We start from the raw sequence: 16667 nt of genomic DNA, 5'->3' as shown, positions 1-16667 counted from the left end.
GCCGACTGATACCCCGCCAAGGACGGTACCGCGTGTCCCCGACCCCCCGAAGCCGGTACACCGCCCCGCCCACCACCCACACCCGACGACCGCCCACCCCGTCACCCCGACCAACCGGACCGCCAACCCCCCGAAGCCGGTACACCGCCCCGCCCACCGCCCACCGCCCACACCCGCCGACCACCCACCCCGTCACCCGGACCAACCGGACCCGCCGACCACCCACCCGGTTCGCCCCGACCAACCGGACCCACCGACCACCCACCCCATCGCCCCGACCACCCACACCCCCCGACCACCCACCCGGTTCGCCCCGACCAACCGGACCCACCGACCACCCACCCCATCGCCCCGACCACCCGCACCCACCGACCACCCACCCGGTCGCCCCGACCACCCGCACCCACCGACCGCCCCGCGCACCGGGTCCGGACGGGCGGGGATGTCCGCTACCGTTGGCCGGATGAGCCCCGAGGCCCACTCAGCCCCCCGCTCCCTCGCGGAAGCGCTCCGTGCCAGGGACGACGCCTCCCTGGGCGCGTTGCTGCGCAGCCGCCCGGATCTCATCACCCCCGTCCCCACCGACCTCACCCAGCTCGCCACCCGGGCCGGTACCCGCGCCTCGGTGCTGCGGGCCCTGGAGCGGCTGGACCGGTTCGCGCTGCAGACGGCGGAGGCGCTGGCCGTGGCCCCGGACCCGGCGCCGTACGGCACGCTGCTCGGGCTGATGGCCGGGGACGGCGGGGACCCGGCGGTCGCCGCCGCGCTGCCGCGCGCCGTCGGCACCCTGCGGGAACAGGCGCTGGTGTGGGGCGACGACGACCGGCTGCGGCTCGTGCGCACCGCCCGGGAACTGCTCGCCCCGTCGCCGCAGCACCCTTCACCGACCGGCCTCGGGCCGACCGTGCAGGAGGCCACCTCGGGCATGTCGCCGGGCCGGATCCAGGAGATCGTGACGACGGCCGGGCTGCCCTCGACGCACGACTCGGTGTCCGCCGTGGCCGCGCTCACCGCGCTGTTCACCAGCCGGAAGAAGATGGCCGCCCTGCTCGCCGGCGCCCCGGAGGCCGCGCGGGAGGTGCTGTCCCGGCTGGTGTGGGGGCCGCCGTACGGCCAGGTGACCCCGGACCCGGCCGCGCATCTGCGCTGGCTGCTCGACCGGGGCCTGTTGTTGCCGACCGGTCCCGGCACGGTCGTACTGCCCCGCGAGGTCGCCCTGCACCTGCGCGAGGGCCGCGCCCACCGGACGACCGAGCCGCTGCCGCCCGCCGTGAGCGCGGCCGCGGCCCACAGTCCGCAGCTGGTGGACGCGACGGCGGCCGGGCAGGCCTACACCGCCCTCGCCACCGTGGAGGAACTGCTGAAGGACTGGGACGAGGGCGGTCCGGCCGTACTGCGGGCCGGAGGGCTGAGCGTGCGGGACCTCAAGCGGACCGCCGTGGCCCTGGACGTGTCGGAGCCGGTCGCCGCCTTCTGGGTCGAGCTGGCCTACGCGGCCGGTCTGCTCGCCTCCGACGGCGAGGCCGACGAGCGGTACGCGGCCACCCCCGCCTACGACGAGTGGCGGGAGCGGCCCGCCGCCGAGCGCTGGGCCCACCTCGCGGAGGCCTGGCTCGCGGGCACCCGCACACCGGGGCTGGTCGGCGGCCGGGACGCGAAGGACCGCACGCTCTCGGCGCTCGGTCCCGGTCTGGACCGCTCGGCCGCGCCCGAGGTACGGCACCGGGTGCTGACCCTGCTGGCCGGGCTGCCGCAGGGCACCGCCCCCGACACCGAGTCGGTGCTGGCCCGGCTGCGCTGGGAACGGCCGCTGCGCGGTCCGCAGCGCGACGAGGACCTGCGGATCCGGCTGGCCCGCTGGACCCTGTCGGAGGCCGAACTGCTGGGCGTGACCGGCCGCGGCGCCCTGTCCGCCCCCGCCCGCGCACTCCTGGGCACACCACCGGCACCGGCGACACCGGCGGTCTCCGCCGATTCCGGGCGCGGGCCCGGGAAGGGGGCGGGGACCGGGTCCGCCACGACCGGCTCGCCCACGGCCGCCACGCCCACGACGGGCTCCCGCGCGACCGGCCCCACGGCCCCAGGCCCCGCGACCGGCCCCACGTCCGCAGGCCCCGCGACCGGTCTCGCCGAGCCCGTCGGGCCCGGTGACAAGCTGCCGGTGCACCATCACCGGCCGCCCGCGTCGCACGCGGTCCTCTCCCCCGCCGAGCAGGCGAAGGCCACGGCCGCCGCGGTCCGGCTGCTCGCACCGCTGCTCCCCGAGCCGCTGGACCACGTCCTGCTGCAGGCCGACCTGACGGCGGTGGCCCCGGGCCCGCTGCAGCGCCCGCTCGCGGACGTGCTGGGTGTGCTCGCCGAGGTGGAGTCCAAGGGCGGGGCGACGGTCTACCGCTTCACCCCGGCCTCGGTGCGCCGCGCGCTGGACGCCGGCCGGACCGCCGCCGAACTGCACGCGTTCCTGACCCAGCACTCCCGCACCCCGGTGCCGCAGCCGCTGGCGTACCTGATCGACGACGTGGCCCGCCGGCACGGGCATCTGCGGGTGGGCGCGGCCTCGGCGTACGTGCGCTGCGACGACGACGCGCTGCTGAACGAGATCGTCGCCGACAAGCGGTCCGCCGCGCTGGGCCTGCGCCGCCTCGCCCCGACCGTGCTCGCCGCCCGGTCCGACCCGGCCTCGCTGCTGGAGGGGCTGCGTGCGATGGGCTACGCGCCGGCCGCCGAGTCCGCCGAGGGCGACGTCCTGATCACCCGGGCGCACGCCCACCGCACCCCGCCGCGCACCGCCCCCGACCCGGTGCCCGACGGGCCGCCGCCGCCCGACGGCACGCTCCTCGGGGCGGCGATCCGCGCGATCCGGGCCGGTGATCTGGCCGCCACCACCCCGCGCAAGACCACCGGCACGGTCCTGGCCGGCGGTGAACTGCCCCGCACCTCCTCCGCGGAGACGCTGGCCACCGTGCAGGCCGCCGTCCTCACCGGCGAGTCCCTGTGGATCGGCTACGTCAACGCCGAGGGCTCCGCGAGCCAGCGCGTCATCGCCCCGGTCCGGGTGGAGGGCGGCTTCGTGACGGCGTACGACCACACGGCCGACGAGGTCCGCACCTATCCCCTGCACCGGATCACCGGGGTGGCGGAGCTGGCGGACGACTGAGGCCGCTTCGGCGGCCCCCTCCTGATCATCCGCCGGTAGGGCACACTGGAGGTTTGGCCGTGCCGAAGGGAAGTACATAGGTGAACGGACCACTGATCGTCCAGTCCGACAAGACTCTGCTCCTGGAAGTGGACCACGAGCAGGCCGACGCGTGCCGCCGGGCCATCGCGCCGTTCGCCGAGCTGGAGCGGGCGCCCGAGCACATCCACACCTACCGGGTCACGCCGCTGGGCCTGTGGAACGCTCGCGCGGCCGGGCACGACGCCGAGCAGGTCGTGGACGCCCTGGTGGAGTTCAGCCGCTACCCCGTGCCGCACGCGCTGCTCGTGGACATCGCCGAGACGATGGACCGCTACGGCCGCCTGACCCTCTCCAAGCACCCCGCGCACGGTCTGGTGCTGACCACCACCGACCGGCCGGTGCTGGAGGAGGTCCTGAAGTCCAAGCGGATCGCCCCGCTGGTCGGTACGCGGATCGATCCGGACAGCGTCGCCGTGCACCCCTCCGAGCGCGGGCAGATCAAGCAGGTGCTGCTCAAGCTGGGCTGGCCGGCCGAGGACCTCGCCGGTTACGTGGACGGTGAGGCGCACCCGATCGAGCTGCTGGAGGACGGCTGGAGCCTGCGGCCGTACCAGAAGCAGGCCGTGGAGAACTTCTGGCACGGCGGCAGCGGCGTCGTCGTGCTGCCCTGCGGCGCCGGCAAGACGCTGGTCGGCGCGGGCTCGATGGCGCAGGCGAAGGCGACCACGCTCATCCTGGTGACCAACACCGTCTCCGCGCGGCAGTGGAAGCACGAGCTGGTGAAGCGGACCTCGCTCACCGAGGACGAGATCGGCGAGTACAGCGGGACGAAGAAGGAGATCCGGCCCGTCACCATCGCCACCTACCAGGTCCTCACCACCAAGCGGAAGGGCGTCTACCCGCACCTGGAGCTGTTCGACTCCCGGGACTGGGGCCTGATCGTCTACGACGAGGTGCATCTGCTGCCGGCGCCCGTCTTCAAGTTCACCGCCGACCTCCAGGCGCGGCGCAGGCTCGGTCTGACGGCCACCCTGGTGCGCGAGGACGGCCGCGAGTCGGACGTGTTCTCGCTGATCGGGCCCAAGCGGTTCGACGCTCCGTGGAAGGAGATCGAGGCGCAGGGCTACATCGCGCCCGCCGACTGCGTCGAGGTGCGGGTGAACCTCACCGAGTCCGAGCGGCTCGCCTACGCCACCGCGGAGACCGAGGAGAAGTACCGCTTCTGCGCCACGACCGCCACCAAGCGGAAGGTCACGGAGGCCATCGTCCGCCGGTTCGCCGGGCAGCAGATCCTGGTCATCGGCCAGTACATCGACCAGCTCGACGAGCTGGGCGAGCATCTGAACGCCCCGGTGATCAAGGGCGAGACGTCCAACGCGCAGCGCGAGAAGCTCTTCGAGGCCTTCCGCCAGGGCGAGATCAGCGTGCTCGTCGTCTCCAAGGTCGCCAACTTCTCCATCGACCTGCCCGAGGCCACGGTCGCCGTCCAGGTGTCCGGGACCTTCGGCTCCCGCCAGGAGGAGGCCCAGCGGCTGGGCCGGGTGCTGCGCCCGAAGGCCGACGGCCACCAGGCCCACTTCTACTCGGTGGTCGCCCGCGACACGCTCGACCAGGACTTCGCCGCCCACCGCCAGCGCTTCCTGGCCGAGCAGGGCTACGCCTACCGGATCGTGGACGCGGACGAGATCCTGGCCGAGGGCACGGGCTGACGCGCCCGGCGGCCGAGGACCGGCGCCCCCGCCAGCAGTGCGAGCCCGAGCAGCGCGTACGGCGACGCCAGGGGCTGCTGCCACCACGGGAAGTGCAGGTCGCGGTCGCCCTGGTGGGGCAGCAGCCAGAAGGTGCGGGCCGTGAACGCCGTGGCCGTCAGGGCGGCCAGGCGGATCCGGCCCTCACCGAGGAGTACGGCGATCAGCGGCACGCACCACACCCAGTGGTGGGACCAGCTGATCGGGGAGATCAGCAGGGCGGTGAACGCGGTGAGCGGGATGCCGTGCCGGTCCTCGCCGGCGCGTACCGCCAGCCACAGGCCCGCCGCGCCGACGGCCGCCGCCGGGAGCGCCCAGGCGAGGCCGGGCGCGGGGTCGCGGAGGGCCCGGGCGAGCAGTCCCTGCAGGGACTGGTTGTCGACGATCCACACCTTGCCCACCCGGCCGGTCTCGTACAGCCGCCGGGTCCAGAAGTCGGCGCTCGCCGCGGGGAGCAGCAGGCCGCCGAGCACGGCGGTGCCCGCGCAGGCCGCCGCCGCCGTGAGCGCTTCCCGTCGGCGTCCGGTGAGGAACAGGTAGGGCACGAACACGGCCGGGGTGAGCTTGATGCCGGCCGCGATGCCGAGGGCCACGCCCTTGCCGCGGGCGGTCGGGGGCCGGGTGAGGTCCCACAGGACCAGGCAGGTCAGGGCGAGGTTGATCTGGCCGAACAGCAGGGTCTGGAAGACGGGTTCGAGCCAGAGGGACAGGGCCGCGGCCGCGCAGAGCAGGGGCGTCGGCAGGGGGGTGCTCGGGGCGGACCGGAGGGTGGGCCCGGCGGACAAGGGGGTGGGCCCTGCGGCCAGGGGGGTGCTCGGGGCGGCCAGGGGGGCGGGCCGGGCGGCCAGGCGGGCCGAGAGGGCGATCAGCAGGACGAGCAGGAGCGTGTTGCCCGCGAGGAAGGCCGCCTTCAGCGCCGGGACGGGCAGCCAGGTGGCCGGGACGAACAGGATCGCCGCGAAGGGCGGGTAGGTCGCGGGCAGCTGCCACCGGGTGACGGTGAAGCCGTAGAGATCGTGGCCGTGGGCCACGGCCGCGCCCTCGGCCCGGTAGACGAGCAGGTCGGCCATGGGCGGGTGGCGGACGGCGCACAGTGTGACGAAGGTGAGGAGCGAGGCGAAGGAGAAGACGAGGAGGAGGGCTGCCGTCCGTTTCCGCACGGAGGCGACCCTATGCCGTCACCTGCGGCGTACGCCCGCTTCCTCGCCGTACTCCCCCAGGATGACGACGCCGAACGCCGCCTGCGCGAACACCTTGATGGCCCGCAGGGCGTTGCCGACGACGTGGGGGTGGGGCCCGTCGACGGCCGTGGCACCGGTCGGGGGACGGACGGGGGCTGGGTGGATGGTTGCTGCGCTCATGTCTCCATGGTGGAACTTCGGGCACGCGTCCGGCATCGGTCCGGGGGGTCGTTTTCGATGGGCGCCGGGTAGGCCTCGGGACGGACCCCGGCCCCTACGCCGGGCGTGCCCTTCCCCTAGGGGACGAGGCCGGGCGACCAGGTGCCGGACACGTGGAGCACGTGGGTGCCGACGCGTGGAGGGCGCGGGTGGTGGCGGACGCGTGGCAGACCGGGCACGAGGAGGCCCACGAGGGGGCCGCGGAAAACGCGTTGGCTCCTGCCCGGGCCCCTGCCCTAGAATCTCCGCTCTTGCCCGCCTCCCCTCAGGGAGTGCCGCCGCCCGGACGGAAACCGGGCGGCCCCGTCATGCGCCGTCATGCCCTGTCATGGAAGAGCAGCTCCGGAGGCACCCCCTTGTCCACCCCCGCCCACGGCCCGCTGACCGACCCGCCCGCCGGGCGAGCGCCGGCCGATCCGCTCACCGAGCAGACGGCGACCGACTCGCTCATCGGGCAAGCGCCGGCCGACCCGCTCGCCGGGCGAGCGCCGGCCGATCCCCTCGCCGATCCGCTGGCCCGGGAACGTGCGCACCTCGCCTCCTCCCGCGCCGCCCTGCGCGCCATGCGCGAGGACGTGGAGGCGCTGGACATCAAGGACGTCACCGCGAACTGGGTCAACGCCGAGGTGCTCGCCCGGCAGATCGACGACCGCATCAAGGCGCTGGCCGACCTCAGCGACACCCCCCTGTTCTTCGGGCGGCTGGACTACCTGCACGCGCCGGGCGCCGAACAGGCCGAGGGAGCCGACGGGGAGAGGTTCTACATCGGGCGGCGGCATGTGCACGACGGCGACGGCGACCCCATGGTCATCGACTGGCGTGCGCCGGTCTCGCAGCCGTTCTACCGGGCCTCCAGGAAGGACCCCATGGACGTGGGGCTGCGCCGCCGCTTCGGCTACACCGGTGGCGACCTGACCGCCTACGAGGACGAGCACCTGTCCGACCCGGAGGATCCGGCGGCGGCCACCGCCGGCAAGCTGCTCCAGCGGGAGATCGAGCGGCCGCGCGTCGGCCCGATGCGGGACATCGTCGCCACCATCCAGCCCGAGCAGGACGAGATCGTCCGCTCCGGTCTGTCCGGCACGGTCTGCGTGCAGGGCGGTCCGGGCACCGGGAAGACCGCCGTCGGCCTGCACCGGGTCGCCTATCTGCTCTACGCCCACCGGGAGCGGCTCGCCCGCACGGGCACGCTCGTCATCGGCCCGAACAAGTCCTTCCTGCACTACATCGAGCAGGTGCTGCCCGCGCTCGGCGAGCTGTCCGTGCGGCAGGCCACCGTGGACGACCTGGTCGGGCAGGTGGAGGTGCGTGGCGCGGACGAGGCGGCCGCCGCGGTGGTCAAGGGCGACGCCCGGATGGCCGAGGTGCTGCGCCGGGCCCTGTACTCCCACGTGCGCCTGCCCACCGAGCCGGTCGTCGTGGTGCGCGGCTCGCGGCGCTGGCGGGTGCCGGCGTACGAACTGGAGCGGCTGGTGGGCGAGTTGCTGGAGCGGGACATCCGCTACGGCGCCGCGCGCGAGGCCCTGCCGCAGCGGATCGCGCACGCGGTGCTGGTGCAGATGGAGCGGGCCGGGGAGGCGCCGGACGACCGGGTGCAGGACGCCGTCGCCCGCAACAGCGCGGTGAAGGCGGCCGTGAAGGACACCTGGCCGGTGGTCGACCCGGCGAAGCTCGTGCTGCGGCTGCTGTCCGACGCGGACTTCCTCGCCGAGCACGCCGACGGTGTGCTGTCCGCGGACGAGCAGAAGACGATCCTGTGGGCGAAGCCGGCGCGGACGGTGAAGTCGGCCAGGTGGTCGGCGGCGGACGCGGTGCTGATCGACGAGGCGACCGATCTGATCCAGCGCACGCACTCGCTCGGCCATGTCGTCCTGGACGAGGCGCAGGACCTGTCCCCCATGCAGTACCGGGCGGTCGGCCGCCGCTGCACGACGGGCAGCGCGACGGTGCTGGGCGACCTGGCGCAGGGCACGACGCCGTGGGCGACCCGCGGCTGGGACGAGGCCCTCGCCCACCTCGGCAAGCGGGACGGGCACATCGAGGAGCTGACCGCGGGCTTCCGTGTCCCCACGGACGTCATCGCCTACGCCTCCCGCCTGTTGCCCCACATCGCACCCGGCCTCACCCCGGTCGCCTCGGTCCGGGAGAACCCGGGCTTCTTCGAGATCCGTACGGTCACCGAGCCGGCCGAGACCGTCGCCGCCTGCACCCGGTTGCTGCGCCACGAGGGCTCGACGGGTCTGATCGCCGCGGACGCCCGGGTGCCGGCGCTCGCCGAGGCGCTGACGGCTGCCGGGATCACGTATCTCGCACCCGGCGAGGAGACCACCCGCGAGACCCGCCTCACCCTCGTCCCGGCCTCGCTCGCCAAGGGTCTGGAGTACGACTACGTCGTCCTGGACGAGCCGCAGGCCGTGGTCGACGGCGAGCCGGACGAGCGGACGGGGCTGCGCCGGCTGTACGTGACGCTGACCCGCGCGGTGTCGGGCCTGATCGTGACGCACACGGCACCCCTGCCCGCCCAGCTGTCCTGAGCCCGGGCCGACGGCCGCTCGGACCGACGGCCGCTCGGACCGACGGCTGCGGCTGCGGGGGCCGATGACTCCGGGGCGGCTGCGGCTGCATCTGCGGCTGCGGAGGCCGATGACTCCGAGGCCGATTGCGGCTGCGGCTGCGGCTGCCGCTGACTCCGAGGCGACTGCGGCTGCGGCTGCGGCTGCGGCTGCGGAGGCCGATGACTCCGGGGCGACCACTCAGGGGACGACAGCTCCCGGACGGTGACGACGGCTCGGGGGCGACGGTGGCCCGGGAGGCGACGGTAGCCGCCGGAGGCGCGGCCCCGGAGACGGCGGCGGCCCCGGAGACGACGGCGGCCCCGGAGACGACGGCGGCCCCGGAGACGGCGGCGGCCCCGGAGGCGGCGGGGCTACTGCCCGTCCAGCACCTTCCGCCACTGGGCGACGGCCTCCGTGGAGACCGGACCGGTCCACCCGGAGGGCCGGGCCGCGCCGCCGATGTGGAACGCGTCGATCCCCGCGTCGCGCAGCGGCCGTACGTGCTCCAGGCGGAGTCCGCCGCCGACGAGGAGCGTCTGCTCGTAGCCGGGCTCGCCGCGCCGGGCGCCCTCCGCGAGCAGCGTCGCCAGGCCGGCGTCCACCCCCGTGGCGGAGCCCGCCGTGAGGTAGGTGTCCAGGCCGGGCAGGTCGGCGAGCTGCTTGCGCAGGGCGTCGCGGTCGGCGGCCCGGTCGATGGCCCGGTGGAAGGTCCAGCGGCAGCCGCCGAGCGCACCGACGACCCGCTCGACGGCCGCCACGTCGAGTCCGCCGTCCGCGTCGAGGAACCCGAGCACGAACTGGCCGGCCCCGGCCTCCCGCAGCTCGCCCGCCACCCGGACCAGCCGCTCCACGTCACCGGCCGCGAAGCCGTCCGCCAGCCGGAGCATCACGCGCAGGTCGATGTCGACGGCGGCACGGATCGCGGCCACGGTGGCGGGAGACGGGGTGAGCCCGTCGGCCGCCATCTCGGTGACCAGTTCCAGCCGGTCGGCGCCTCCGGCCTGGGCGGCGACCGCGTCCTCGACGTCGAGGGCGATCACCTCCAGGACTGCACGCTTGCTCATGGCACCCCATTCGTCGGGCATACTCGGGCGGCTATAGGTCTAGTCCAATTTAAGGGTACGCCCGCCCCGGAACGCCACACCCCGCCGACCGGCCGTTCCCCGCCGAAGACGTCCGGCCGTGCGATCGGGGACCACCGTCACGGAGGAATCGCCACCGGTCACGGCGGACGGGAAGAATGAGCGGCATGGCCGACCTCGACGCCCTGCGCCTCCGTTTCGCCCGCGCGCTGGAAGCAGCCCGCGCCCCCGGCGGCGGCCCCGACCCCGCCCCGTACGCCGACAACCTGCTCGCCCGCTGGCAGGAACCGCAGCGCCGGTACCACACCCTGGCCCACCTCACCGCGGTGCTCGACCACATCGACGTGCTGGCCGAGCACGCGGCCGACCCGGACGTCGTCCGCCTGGCCGCCTGGTTCCACGACGCCGTCTACCTGCCCGACCGGTCGGAGAACGAGGAGCGGTCCGCGCGGCTCGCCGAGCGTGCCCTGCCGGAGGCGGGGGTGGCGCAGGACACGGTGGCCGCGGTGGCGCGGCTGGTCCGGCTCACCGTCACGCACGATCCGGCCGGCGACGACCGCGACGGCCAGGTGCTGTGCGACGCGGACCTCGCGATCCTGGCCGCGCCCCCGTCGGCGTACGCCGTGTACACCGCCGAGGTCCGCGCGGAGTACCACTTCGTCCCGGCCGACGCCTTCCGGCAGGGACGTTCGGCGGTCCTGCGTCAGCTCCTCGACCTGCCCGAACTGTTCCGCACCCGCTACGGCCGGGAGCACTGGGAGGCCACCGCACGCCACAACCTCGCCGCGGAGCTGGAATTGCTGTCGACCTGAGCGGTCCGGCCTCCATAGGGTGCGCCCATGCGACCGATAAGCGGGGACGATGTTGACAGGGCCGTCGCGAGCTGTGTGGCGGCACTGCGGCCGGCGGTGGACCGGGACTGGGAGGGGACCGGGGCCGGACGGCTGGAGTGGAGCTGCCGCAGGACGGCCGAGCACATCGCGGGCGCTCTCATGGCCTACGCGGGCCAGTTGGCGGGCCGCGCCCAGAAGGCGTACGCCCCCTTCGGCATCACCCTGGACGAGGGCACCGGCAACGCCGGCCTGCTGCACGTCGTCGAGACCACCGGCGTGCTGCTCGCCACGACCGTGCGCGCCACACCGCCCGGCGTCCGCGCCTTCCACCCTTCCCCCTTCGGCACCGCCGACCGCGAGGGCTTCGCGGCGATGGGCATCACCGAGGCGCTGCTGCACACCCACGACCTGGCCGAGGGCCTCGGCCTGGACTACGAGCCGCCGGAGGACCTCGTCGAGTCCGTCCTGGCCTGGCTCTTCCCGCAGGTCCAGCCGGGACCCGCGCCCTGGCCGACGCTGCTGTGGGCCAGCGGCCGCGGCGACCTGCCCGGCCGTGCCCCGGTCACCGAATGGCGCTGGCACAACAACCAGGTCATCCCCGCCGAGCGCCTCACCCTCACCGGGATCCGCCCGGCCGTCGCCCGCGATCTGCGCCTGGGCGGCGACGGCGGCCTCGACTGGCTCGGGGGCGGCCCGTACGAGGGCACCCGGGATGCCGCCGGCTTCCTGGTGAAGGCGTACGAAGCGGGCGTGCACCGCCCGGAGTTCGGCGTCTTCGCCCTCGTACGCGAGGAGGACGGCCGCGCGGTCGGCGGCATCGGCTTCCACGGCGCCCCGGACGAGGAGGGCCGCGTCGAGATCGGCTACGACCTCGTCGAGGGCGCCCGCGGCCGCGGCTACGCCACCGAGGCCGTCATCGCGCTGACCGAATGGGCGCTGGCCCGGGCGGACGTCGACGTGGTCCTCGCCACCGTCGAGCACGACAACGCGGCCTCCCAGCGCGTGGTGGCCCGAGCGGGCTTCACCCGGGCCACCGTGGAGGAGGAACGGACCGCCCGCGACGACCACGGCGTGGACACCGGGCTGCGGCTCTACATCCGCCGCGCCTGACGCCCCTTCGGCCTGCGCAGTCCCGACGCGCGCAGCAGCCGCACCACCTCGCGGCTGCTGACCCGCACCGCCCCGGCGGCCACGGCGTCCGGGTACCGGTGCGAGGGCAGGTCGTAGTGGTCGCGCTCGAAGGCCTGCCGGGGTACGCCCAGCCGCTCGGCGAACCGGTGGAGTTCGTCGTACGACGTGTCGCTCACCAGATGCGACCACATGCGCCCGTGGCCGGGCCAGGTGGGCGGGTCGATGTACACCGTCACGGGCGCCTCACGAGGACGCCGCCCCGCCCGCGGCCGAGCCCAGTGAGCCCACCGCGGCGACCTTCACGCCCGCCTTGTGGCACACCCAGTGCGGGTCGGGGCCCAGTTCGGGCTCCACGTCCAGGGCGTGCGGGTCGCCCGTGCCGCACACCGGGCACAGCGGCCAGCGGCCGTACCGCTCCAGCAGCGCGTCCTGGACGTCCTGCGCGACCAGTCCGGCCACGTAGGCGGCGCCCTCCGGCCACTGCTCGACCCACCAGCGCCGCTGGGCGACGGAGTCCTCGACCAGGGAGACCACGTCCGCCTCCGCCACCTGGCGCGCGACCAGATCGGCGAGCACCAGGGCGCGGGCCGCGTGCAGCACCTGCTCGAGAGGATTGACGGGCTCCATGGAACCTATTGTGCGCACTCTTGACCACGAGACGGAACCGAAAATATCTTTCATGCGTGACCCTGGACATGAAGGAAAGTTTCGGAAGTCCCGGCGGTTCGCTCGCCGCCAAGGTGCGTACGCTCGCCCCCTCCATGACCCGGTCCATGCAGCGCGTCGCCGAGGCCGTGGCCGGTGATCCGGCCGGCTGCGCCGCCCTGACGGTCACCGGTCTCGCCGAGCTCACCGGCACCAGCGAGGCCACGGTCGTCCGCACCGCCCGTCTCCTCGGCTACCCCGGCTACCGCGACCTGCGCCTGGCCCTGGCCGGGCTGGCCGCGCAGCAGCAGTCGGGCCGGGCACCCGCGATCACGACCGACATCGCGGTGGACGACCCCCTGGCCGACGTCGTGGCCAAGCTCGCCTACGAGGAGCAGCAGACCCTCGCCGACACGGCCGCCGGACTGGACACCGGGCAGCTGGGCGCGGCCGTCACCGCGCTGGCGGGCGCCCGGCGCACCGATGTGTACGGCATCGGGGCGTCCGGTCTGGTCGCCCAGGACCTCACGCAGAAGCTGCTGCGCATAGGCGTCATAGCCCACGCGCACAGCGATCCGCACCTCGCGGTGACCAACGCGGTGCAGCTCCGCTCGGGCGACGTGGCCATCGCGATCACCCACTCCGGCTCGACGGGGGACGTCATCGAGCCGTTGCGGGTCGCCTTCGAGCACGGGGCCACCACGGTGGCCATCACCGGCCGGCCCGACTCCCCGGTCACCCAGTACGCCGACCACGTCCTGACCACGTCCACCTCGCGGGAGACCGAGCTGCGGCCGGCGGCGATGTCCTCGCGGACGAGTCAGCTGCTGGTGGTGGACTGCCTGTTCGTCGGAGTGGCCCAGCGGACGTACGAGACGGCCGCGCCCGCGCTGGCCGCATCCTACGAGGCGCTGGCCCATCGGCACCGCAGTGCCGCGCGCTAGACCGTAGGACTGCGCGCGCTAGACCGTAGGACTGAACGGAGCGGGCATCTGCGGGTCGGATGTGGCTGATCGCGCAGTTCCCCGCGCCACCAGGGAATTGCATCCGACCCGCACCGGAAAGAGCCACCCCCCATGACCTCTCAGAATCTGCGCTCCGAGATGGCCCTGCTGACCACCGAGGCCTTCCGCGCCGAACTCGCCGAGATCGACCGCCTGCCCACCCTCGACATCGCCCGCCTGATGAACGGCGAGGACACGGAAGTGCCGCGAGCCGTCGCCGGCCGGCTTCCGCAGATCGCCGCCGCCATCGACGCCGTCGCCGAACGCATGGCCCGCGGAGGACGGCTCGTCTACGCGGGCGCCGGGACCGCCGGCCGGCTCGGTGTGCTGGACGCCTCCGAGTGCCCGCCCACCTTCAACACCGATCCCGCCCAGGTCGTCGGCCTGATCGCGGGCGGCCCGACGGCCCTGGTCACCTCGGTGGAGGGCGCCGAGGACTCCAAGGAGCTGGCCCGCCAGGACCTGGACGCGCTGAAACTCTCCCCCGCGGACACGGTGGTCGGCGTCTCCGCCTCCGGCCGCACTCCGTACGCCCTGGGCGCCGTCGAGCACGCGCGTGCCGTGGGCGCCCTCACCATCGGCCTCGCCTGCAACGAGGACAGCGCGCTCGCGGCCGCCGCCGAGCACGGCATCGAGGTCGTCGTCGGCCCGGAACTGCTCACCGGCTCCACCCGGCTGAAGGCGGGCACCGCCCAGAAGCTCGTCCTGAACATGCTCTCGACCATCACGATGATCCGGCTCGGCAAGACGTACGGGAACCTGATGGTCGACGTGCGCGCCTCCAACGACAAACTCCGGGCCCGCTCCCGCCGGATCGTGTCCCTGGCCACGGGAGCGGACGACGAGGAGATCGAGAAGGCCCTCACCGAGTGCGGCGGCGAGGTGAAGAACGCGATCCTCGCCCTCCTCGCCGGCGTCGACGGCCCGACGGCCGCCCGCCTTCTGGAGGAGTCCGGCGGCCATCTGCGCGCCGCGCTGGCGCACACGGCCGGCTGACCCGCACGCTCAGGGCGTGCGCAACGACCCCGCCTCCACCGCGACCGCCGTCCTCGCCCGGGTCGGCGGCCCGGCCAACGTGACCTCCGTGGCCCACTGCATGACCCGGCTCCGGCTGGGGCTGGCCGATCCGGCGGCGGCCGACGAGGCGGCCCTGCGGGCCGTGCCCGGCGTGCTCGGAGTGGTGGACGGCGGCCACGCCTGGCAGATCGTCCTCGGGCCCGGCGTGGTCGACCAGGTCACGGCGGCGGTGGAGACACTGCTGACCAACCCGCCGCCCGCCGACGGCACTCCCGCCGACGGGCCGGGGCCCACCACGCCACAGACCGTCGGCGCGCCCCTCGACCGGCCCGGGCCCAGCGGTCCAACGGCCGGCGCCCGGGCCCCCCTCGGCCCTTCCGGGCCCACCCCGTCACCGGCCGTCGACAGCACTCCCGCCGATCACTTCGAGCCCACCACGCCCCAGGCCGGCGGCGGCATTCCCGCCGACCGGCCGGAGCCCACCGCGCCGCAGATCGTCGGCGCCCCTCTCGACCGGCCCGGGCCCACCGGTCCAACGGCCGGCGCCCGGGCCCCCCTCGGCCCTCCCGGGCCCACCCCGTCACCGGCCGCCGACAGCACTCCCGCCCACCACTTCGAGCCCACCACGCCCCAGGCCGCCGACAGCACCCCCGCGGACCACTTCGAGCCCACCGCGCCACAGACCGTCGGCGCCCCTCTCCACCGTCCCGGGCCCAGCGGTCCAACGGCCGGCGCCCGGGCCCCCCTCGGCCCTTCCGGGCCCACCCCGTCACCGGCCGCCGCCGGGGCCCGGCGGCGGGTGGGGTGGTTCGGCGGAGCCGCGGAGGGCCGAGGCGGGTCGCGGGGCGGGTCGCCGCGGGAGCCGTCGGGGCAGCGGGAGGCCACGCCGTTGCAGGCCGGGCTGCGGCGCGTCGCGAGCGTCTTCGTGCCGCTCATCCCCGCCCTGATCGGCTGCGGCATCCTCGCCGGGGTCAACGGGCTGCTGCTGAACGCCGGCTGGCTGCCCGGGCTGACCACCGCCCTGGCGGCCGTCGCCTCCGCGTTCATGGCGCTGATCGCGGTGTTCGTCGGCTACAACACGGCCAAGGAGTTCGGCGGGACGCCCGTGCTGGGCGGCGCGGTGGCGGCCGTCGTCGTGTACCCCGGCGTGGCGAAGGTGAGCGTGTTCGGGACGCACCTGTCGCCCGGGCAGGGCGGCGTGCTCGGCGCGCTCGCGGCGGCGCTGCTGGCGACCCGGGTGGAGAAGTGGTGCCGGGGCCGGGTGCCGGGCGCCCTGGACGTCCTCCTCACCCCCACGGTCACCGTGCTCGTCTCCGGCCTGGTGACCCTGTACGGGCTGATGTACGCGGCCGGGGCGGTGGCCTCGGGCATCGGCGCGGGCGCCGACTGGCTGCTGGTGAACGCCGGTGTGGTGGCCGGACTGGTGCTCGGCGGTCTCTTCCTGCCGCTGGTCATGCTGGGCCTGCACCAGGCCCTCATCCCCATCCACACCACCCTCATCGAGCAGCAGGGATACACCGTCCTGCTCCCCCTGCTGGCCATGGCGGGCGCGGGCCAGGTGGGCGCCGCCCTCGCGGTCTACGTCCGGCTGCGCCACGACGTCTCCCTGCGCACGACGATCAGGTCGGCGCTCCCGGCCGGTCTGCTGGGCGTCGGCGAACCGCTGATCTACGGCGTCTGCCTGCCGCTCGGCAGACCCTTCCTGACGGCCTGCGCCGGCGGGGCCGCGGGCGGCGCCTTCGTCGGCTTCTTCGCGATGCTCGGCACCAAGGTGGGGGCCACGGCGATCGGCCCGTCGGGCTGGGCCCTGTTCCCGCTGCTCGCGGGCGACAGGGGGCCGGGGCCGGCGGCCGCCGTCTACGGCGGCGGGCTGCTCACCGGTTACGCGGTGGGCTTCGCGGCGACGTACCTCTTCGGCTTCGCCCGCCGCACGAGCGGGTAGCGCCCGCAAGGGGTGTGCGCGGCCCGCGAGAAGAGGGTGCGGGCGGGCCGGTCGTGGCGGGATGGCGGGCACCATGCCGGAAGAGGCGAGCGCGGCCCCCGAGAAGACGGCGCGGACGGCCCGGGGGCCGGT

At 75.0% G+C, this 16667-nt stretch carries 13 protein-coding genes and 1 pseudogene; 9 read left to right on the top strand and 5 right to left on the bottom strand.

Features of this window, described 5'->3' with window-relative positions; genetic code table 11:
* Positions 1 to 463 precede the first annotated feature (463 nt).
* Together ABVB68_RS00810 and ABVB68_RS00805 are read left to right on the top strand one after the other, a co-directional pair.
* The gene (locus tag ABVB68_RS00810) at positions 464 to 3157 is read left to right on the top strand and encodes a helicase C-terminal domain-containing protein (RefSeq protein WP_353598840.1); all 2694 of its coding nucleotides are present in this window, start codon (positions 464 to 466) and stop codon (positions 3155 to 3157) included.
* A gap of 80 nt (positions 3158 to 3237) precedes the next feature.
* Positions 3238 to 4887: a DNA repair helicase XPB gene (locus tag ABVB68_RS00805; protein WP_353598839.1), complete on the top strand. Its 1650-nt coding sequence runs from the start codon at positions 3238 to 3240 to the stop codon at positions 4885 to 4887.
* On the opposite strand, the gene ABVB68_RS00800 is transcribed toward ABVB68_RS00805, so the two are convergent.
* On the bottom strand, positions 4839 to 6086 hold the full coding sequence (locus ABVB68_RS00800) for a glycosyltransferase 87 family protein (protein WP_503005961.1): 1248 nt from the start codon (positions 6084 to 6086) through the stop codon (positions 4839 to 4841). The two genes, ABVB68_RS00805 and ABVB68_RS00800, sit on opposite strands and share 49 nt — an antisense overlap.
* An 18-nt stretch (positions 6087 to 6104) precedes the next feature.
* Positions 6105 to 6287, bottom strand: coding sequence for a hypothetical protein (locus ABVB68_RS00795; protein WP_353598838.1), 183 nt, complete (start codon positions 6285 to 6287; stop codon positions 6105 to 6107).
* 488 nt (positions 6288 to 6775) lie between these two features.
* Here ABVB68_RS00795 and ABVB68_RS00790 point away from each other — a divergent pair, with 488 nt between their 5' ends.
* The gene (locus ABVB68_RS00790) at positions 6776 to 8860 is read left to right on the top strand and encodes a HelD family protein (RefSeq protein WP_503006000.1); all 2085 of its coding nucleotides are present in this window, start codon (positions 6776 to 6778) and stop codon (positions 8858 to 8860) included.
* A 392-nt stretch (positions 8861 to 9252) separates the two neighbouring features.
* On the opposite strand, the gene ABVB68_RS00785 is transcribed toward ABVB68_RS00790, so the two are convergent.
* Positions 9253 to 9945 (bottom strand): copper homeostasis protein CutC, encoded by a 693-nt coding sequence (locus tag ABVB68_RS00785; protein ID WP_353598837.1) that lies wholly within the window; start codon positions 9943 to 9945, stop codon positions 9253 to 9255.
* Between the two features lie 185 nt (positions 9946 to 10130).
* Here ABVB68_RS00785 and ABVB68_RS00780 point away from each other — a divergent pair, with 185 nt between their 5' ends.
* On the top strand, positions 10131 to 10775 hold the full coding sequence (locus ABVB68_RS00780) for an HD domain-containing protein (protein WP_353598836.1): 645 nt from the start codon (positions 10131 to 10133) through the stop codon (positions 10773 to 10775).
* Between the two features lie 27 nt (positions 10776 to 10802).
* Positions 10803 to 11906, top strand: a complete 1104-nt coding sequence (locus ABVB68_RS00775; protein WP_353598835.1) for a GNAT family N-acetyltransferase — start codon at positions 10803 to 10805, stop codon at positions 11904 to 11906.
* On the opposite strand, the gene ABVB68_RS00770 is transcribed toward ABVB68_RS00775, so the two are convergent.
* Positions 11888 to 12163: a DUF4031 domain-containing protein gene (locus tag ABVB68_RS00770; RefSeq protein WP_353598834.1), complete on the bottom strand. Its 276-nt coding sequence runs from the start codon at positions 12161 to 12163 to the stop codon at positions 11888 to 11890. The two genes, ABVB68_RS00775 and ABVB68_RS00770, sit on opposite strands and share 19 nt — an antisense overlap.
* Before the next feature lie 7 nt (positions 12164 to 12170).
* On the bottom strand, positions 12171 to 12554 hold the full coding sequence (locus ABVB68_RS00765) for a DUF8819 family protein (RefSeq protein ID WP_353598833.1): 384 nt from the start codon (positions 12552 to 12554) through the stop codon (positions 12171 to 12173).
* A 56-nt stretch (positions 12555 to 12610) separates the two neighbouring features.
* Between ABVB68_RS00765 and ABVB68_RS00760 the strand changes: the two genes are divergently transcribed.
* The 4 genes and pseudogenes from ABVB68_RS00760 (at position 12611) to ABVB68_RS00750 (ending at position 16535) form a co-directional block, all read left to right on the top strand.
* On the top strand, positions 12611 to 13516 hold the full coding sequence (locus ABVB68_RS00760; RefSeq protein ID WP_503005959.1) for a MurR/RpiR family transcriptional regulator: 906 nt from the start codon (positions 12611 to 12613) through the stop codon (positions 13514 to 13516).
* A 132-nt stretch (positions 13517 to 13648) separates the two neighbouring features.
* Positions 13649 to 14572: an N-acetylmuramic acid 6-phosphate etherase gene (gene murQ / locus ABVB68_RS00755; RefSeq protein ID WP_353598832.1), complete on the top strand. Its 924-nt coding sequence runs from the start codon at positions 13649 to 13651 to the stop codon at positions 14570 to 14572.
* Between the two features lie 16 nt (positions 14573 to 14588).
* A pseudogene (locus tag ABVB68_RS36835) lies at positions 14589 to 14705 on the top strand (PTS sugar transporter subunit IIB); the annotation flags it as partial.
* Positions 14706 to 15086: 381 nt separating this feature from the next.
* Complete coding sequence (locus ABVB68_RS00750; protein WP_503005999.1) at positions 15087 to 16535, top strand: PTS transporter subunit EIIC; 1449 nt, start codon at positions 15087 to 15089, stop codon at positions 16533 to 16535.
* Positions 16536 to 16667 lie beyond the last annotated feature (132 nt).

The organism is Streptomyces sp. NPDC096012, from assembly GCF_040426375.1.
GTDB lineage: Bacteria > Actinomycetota > Actinomycetes > Streptomycetales > Streptomycetaceae > Streptomyces.
This window is presented reverse-complemented; position numbering and strand designations above follow the sequence as displayed.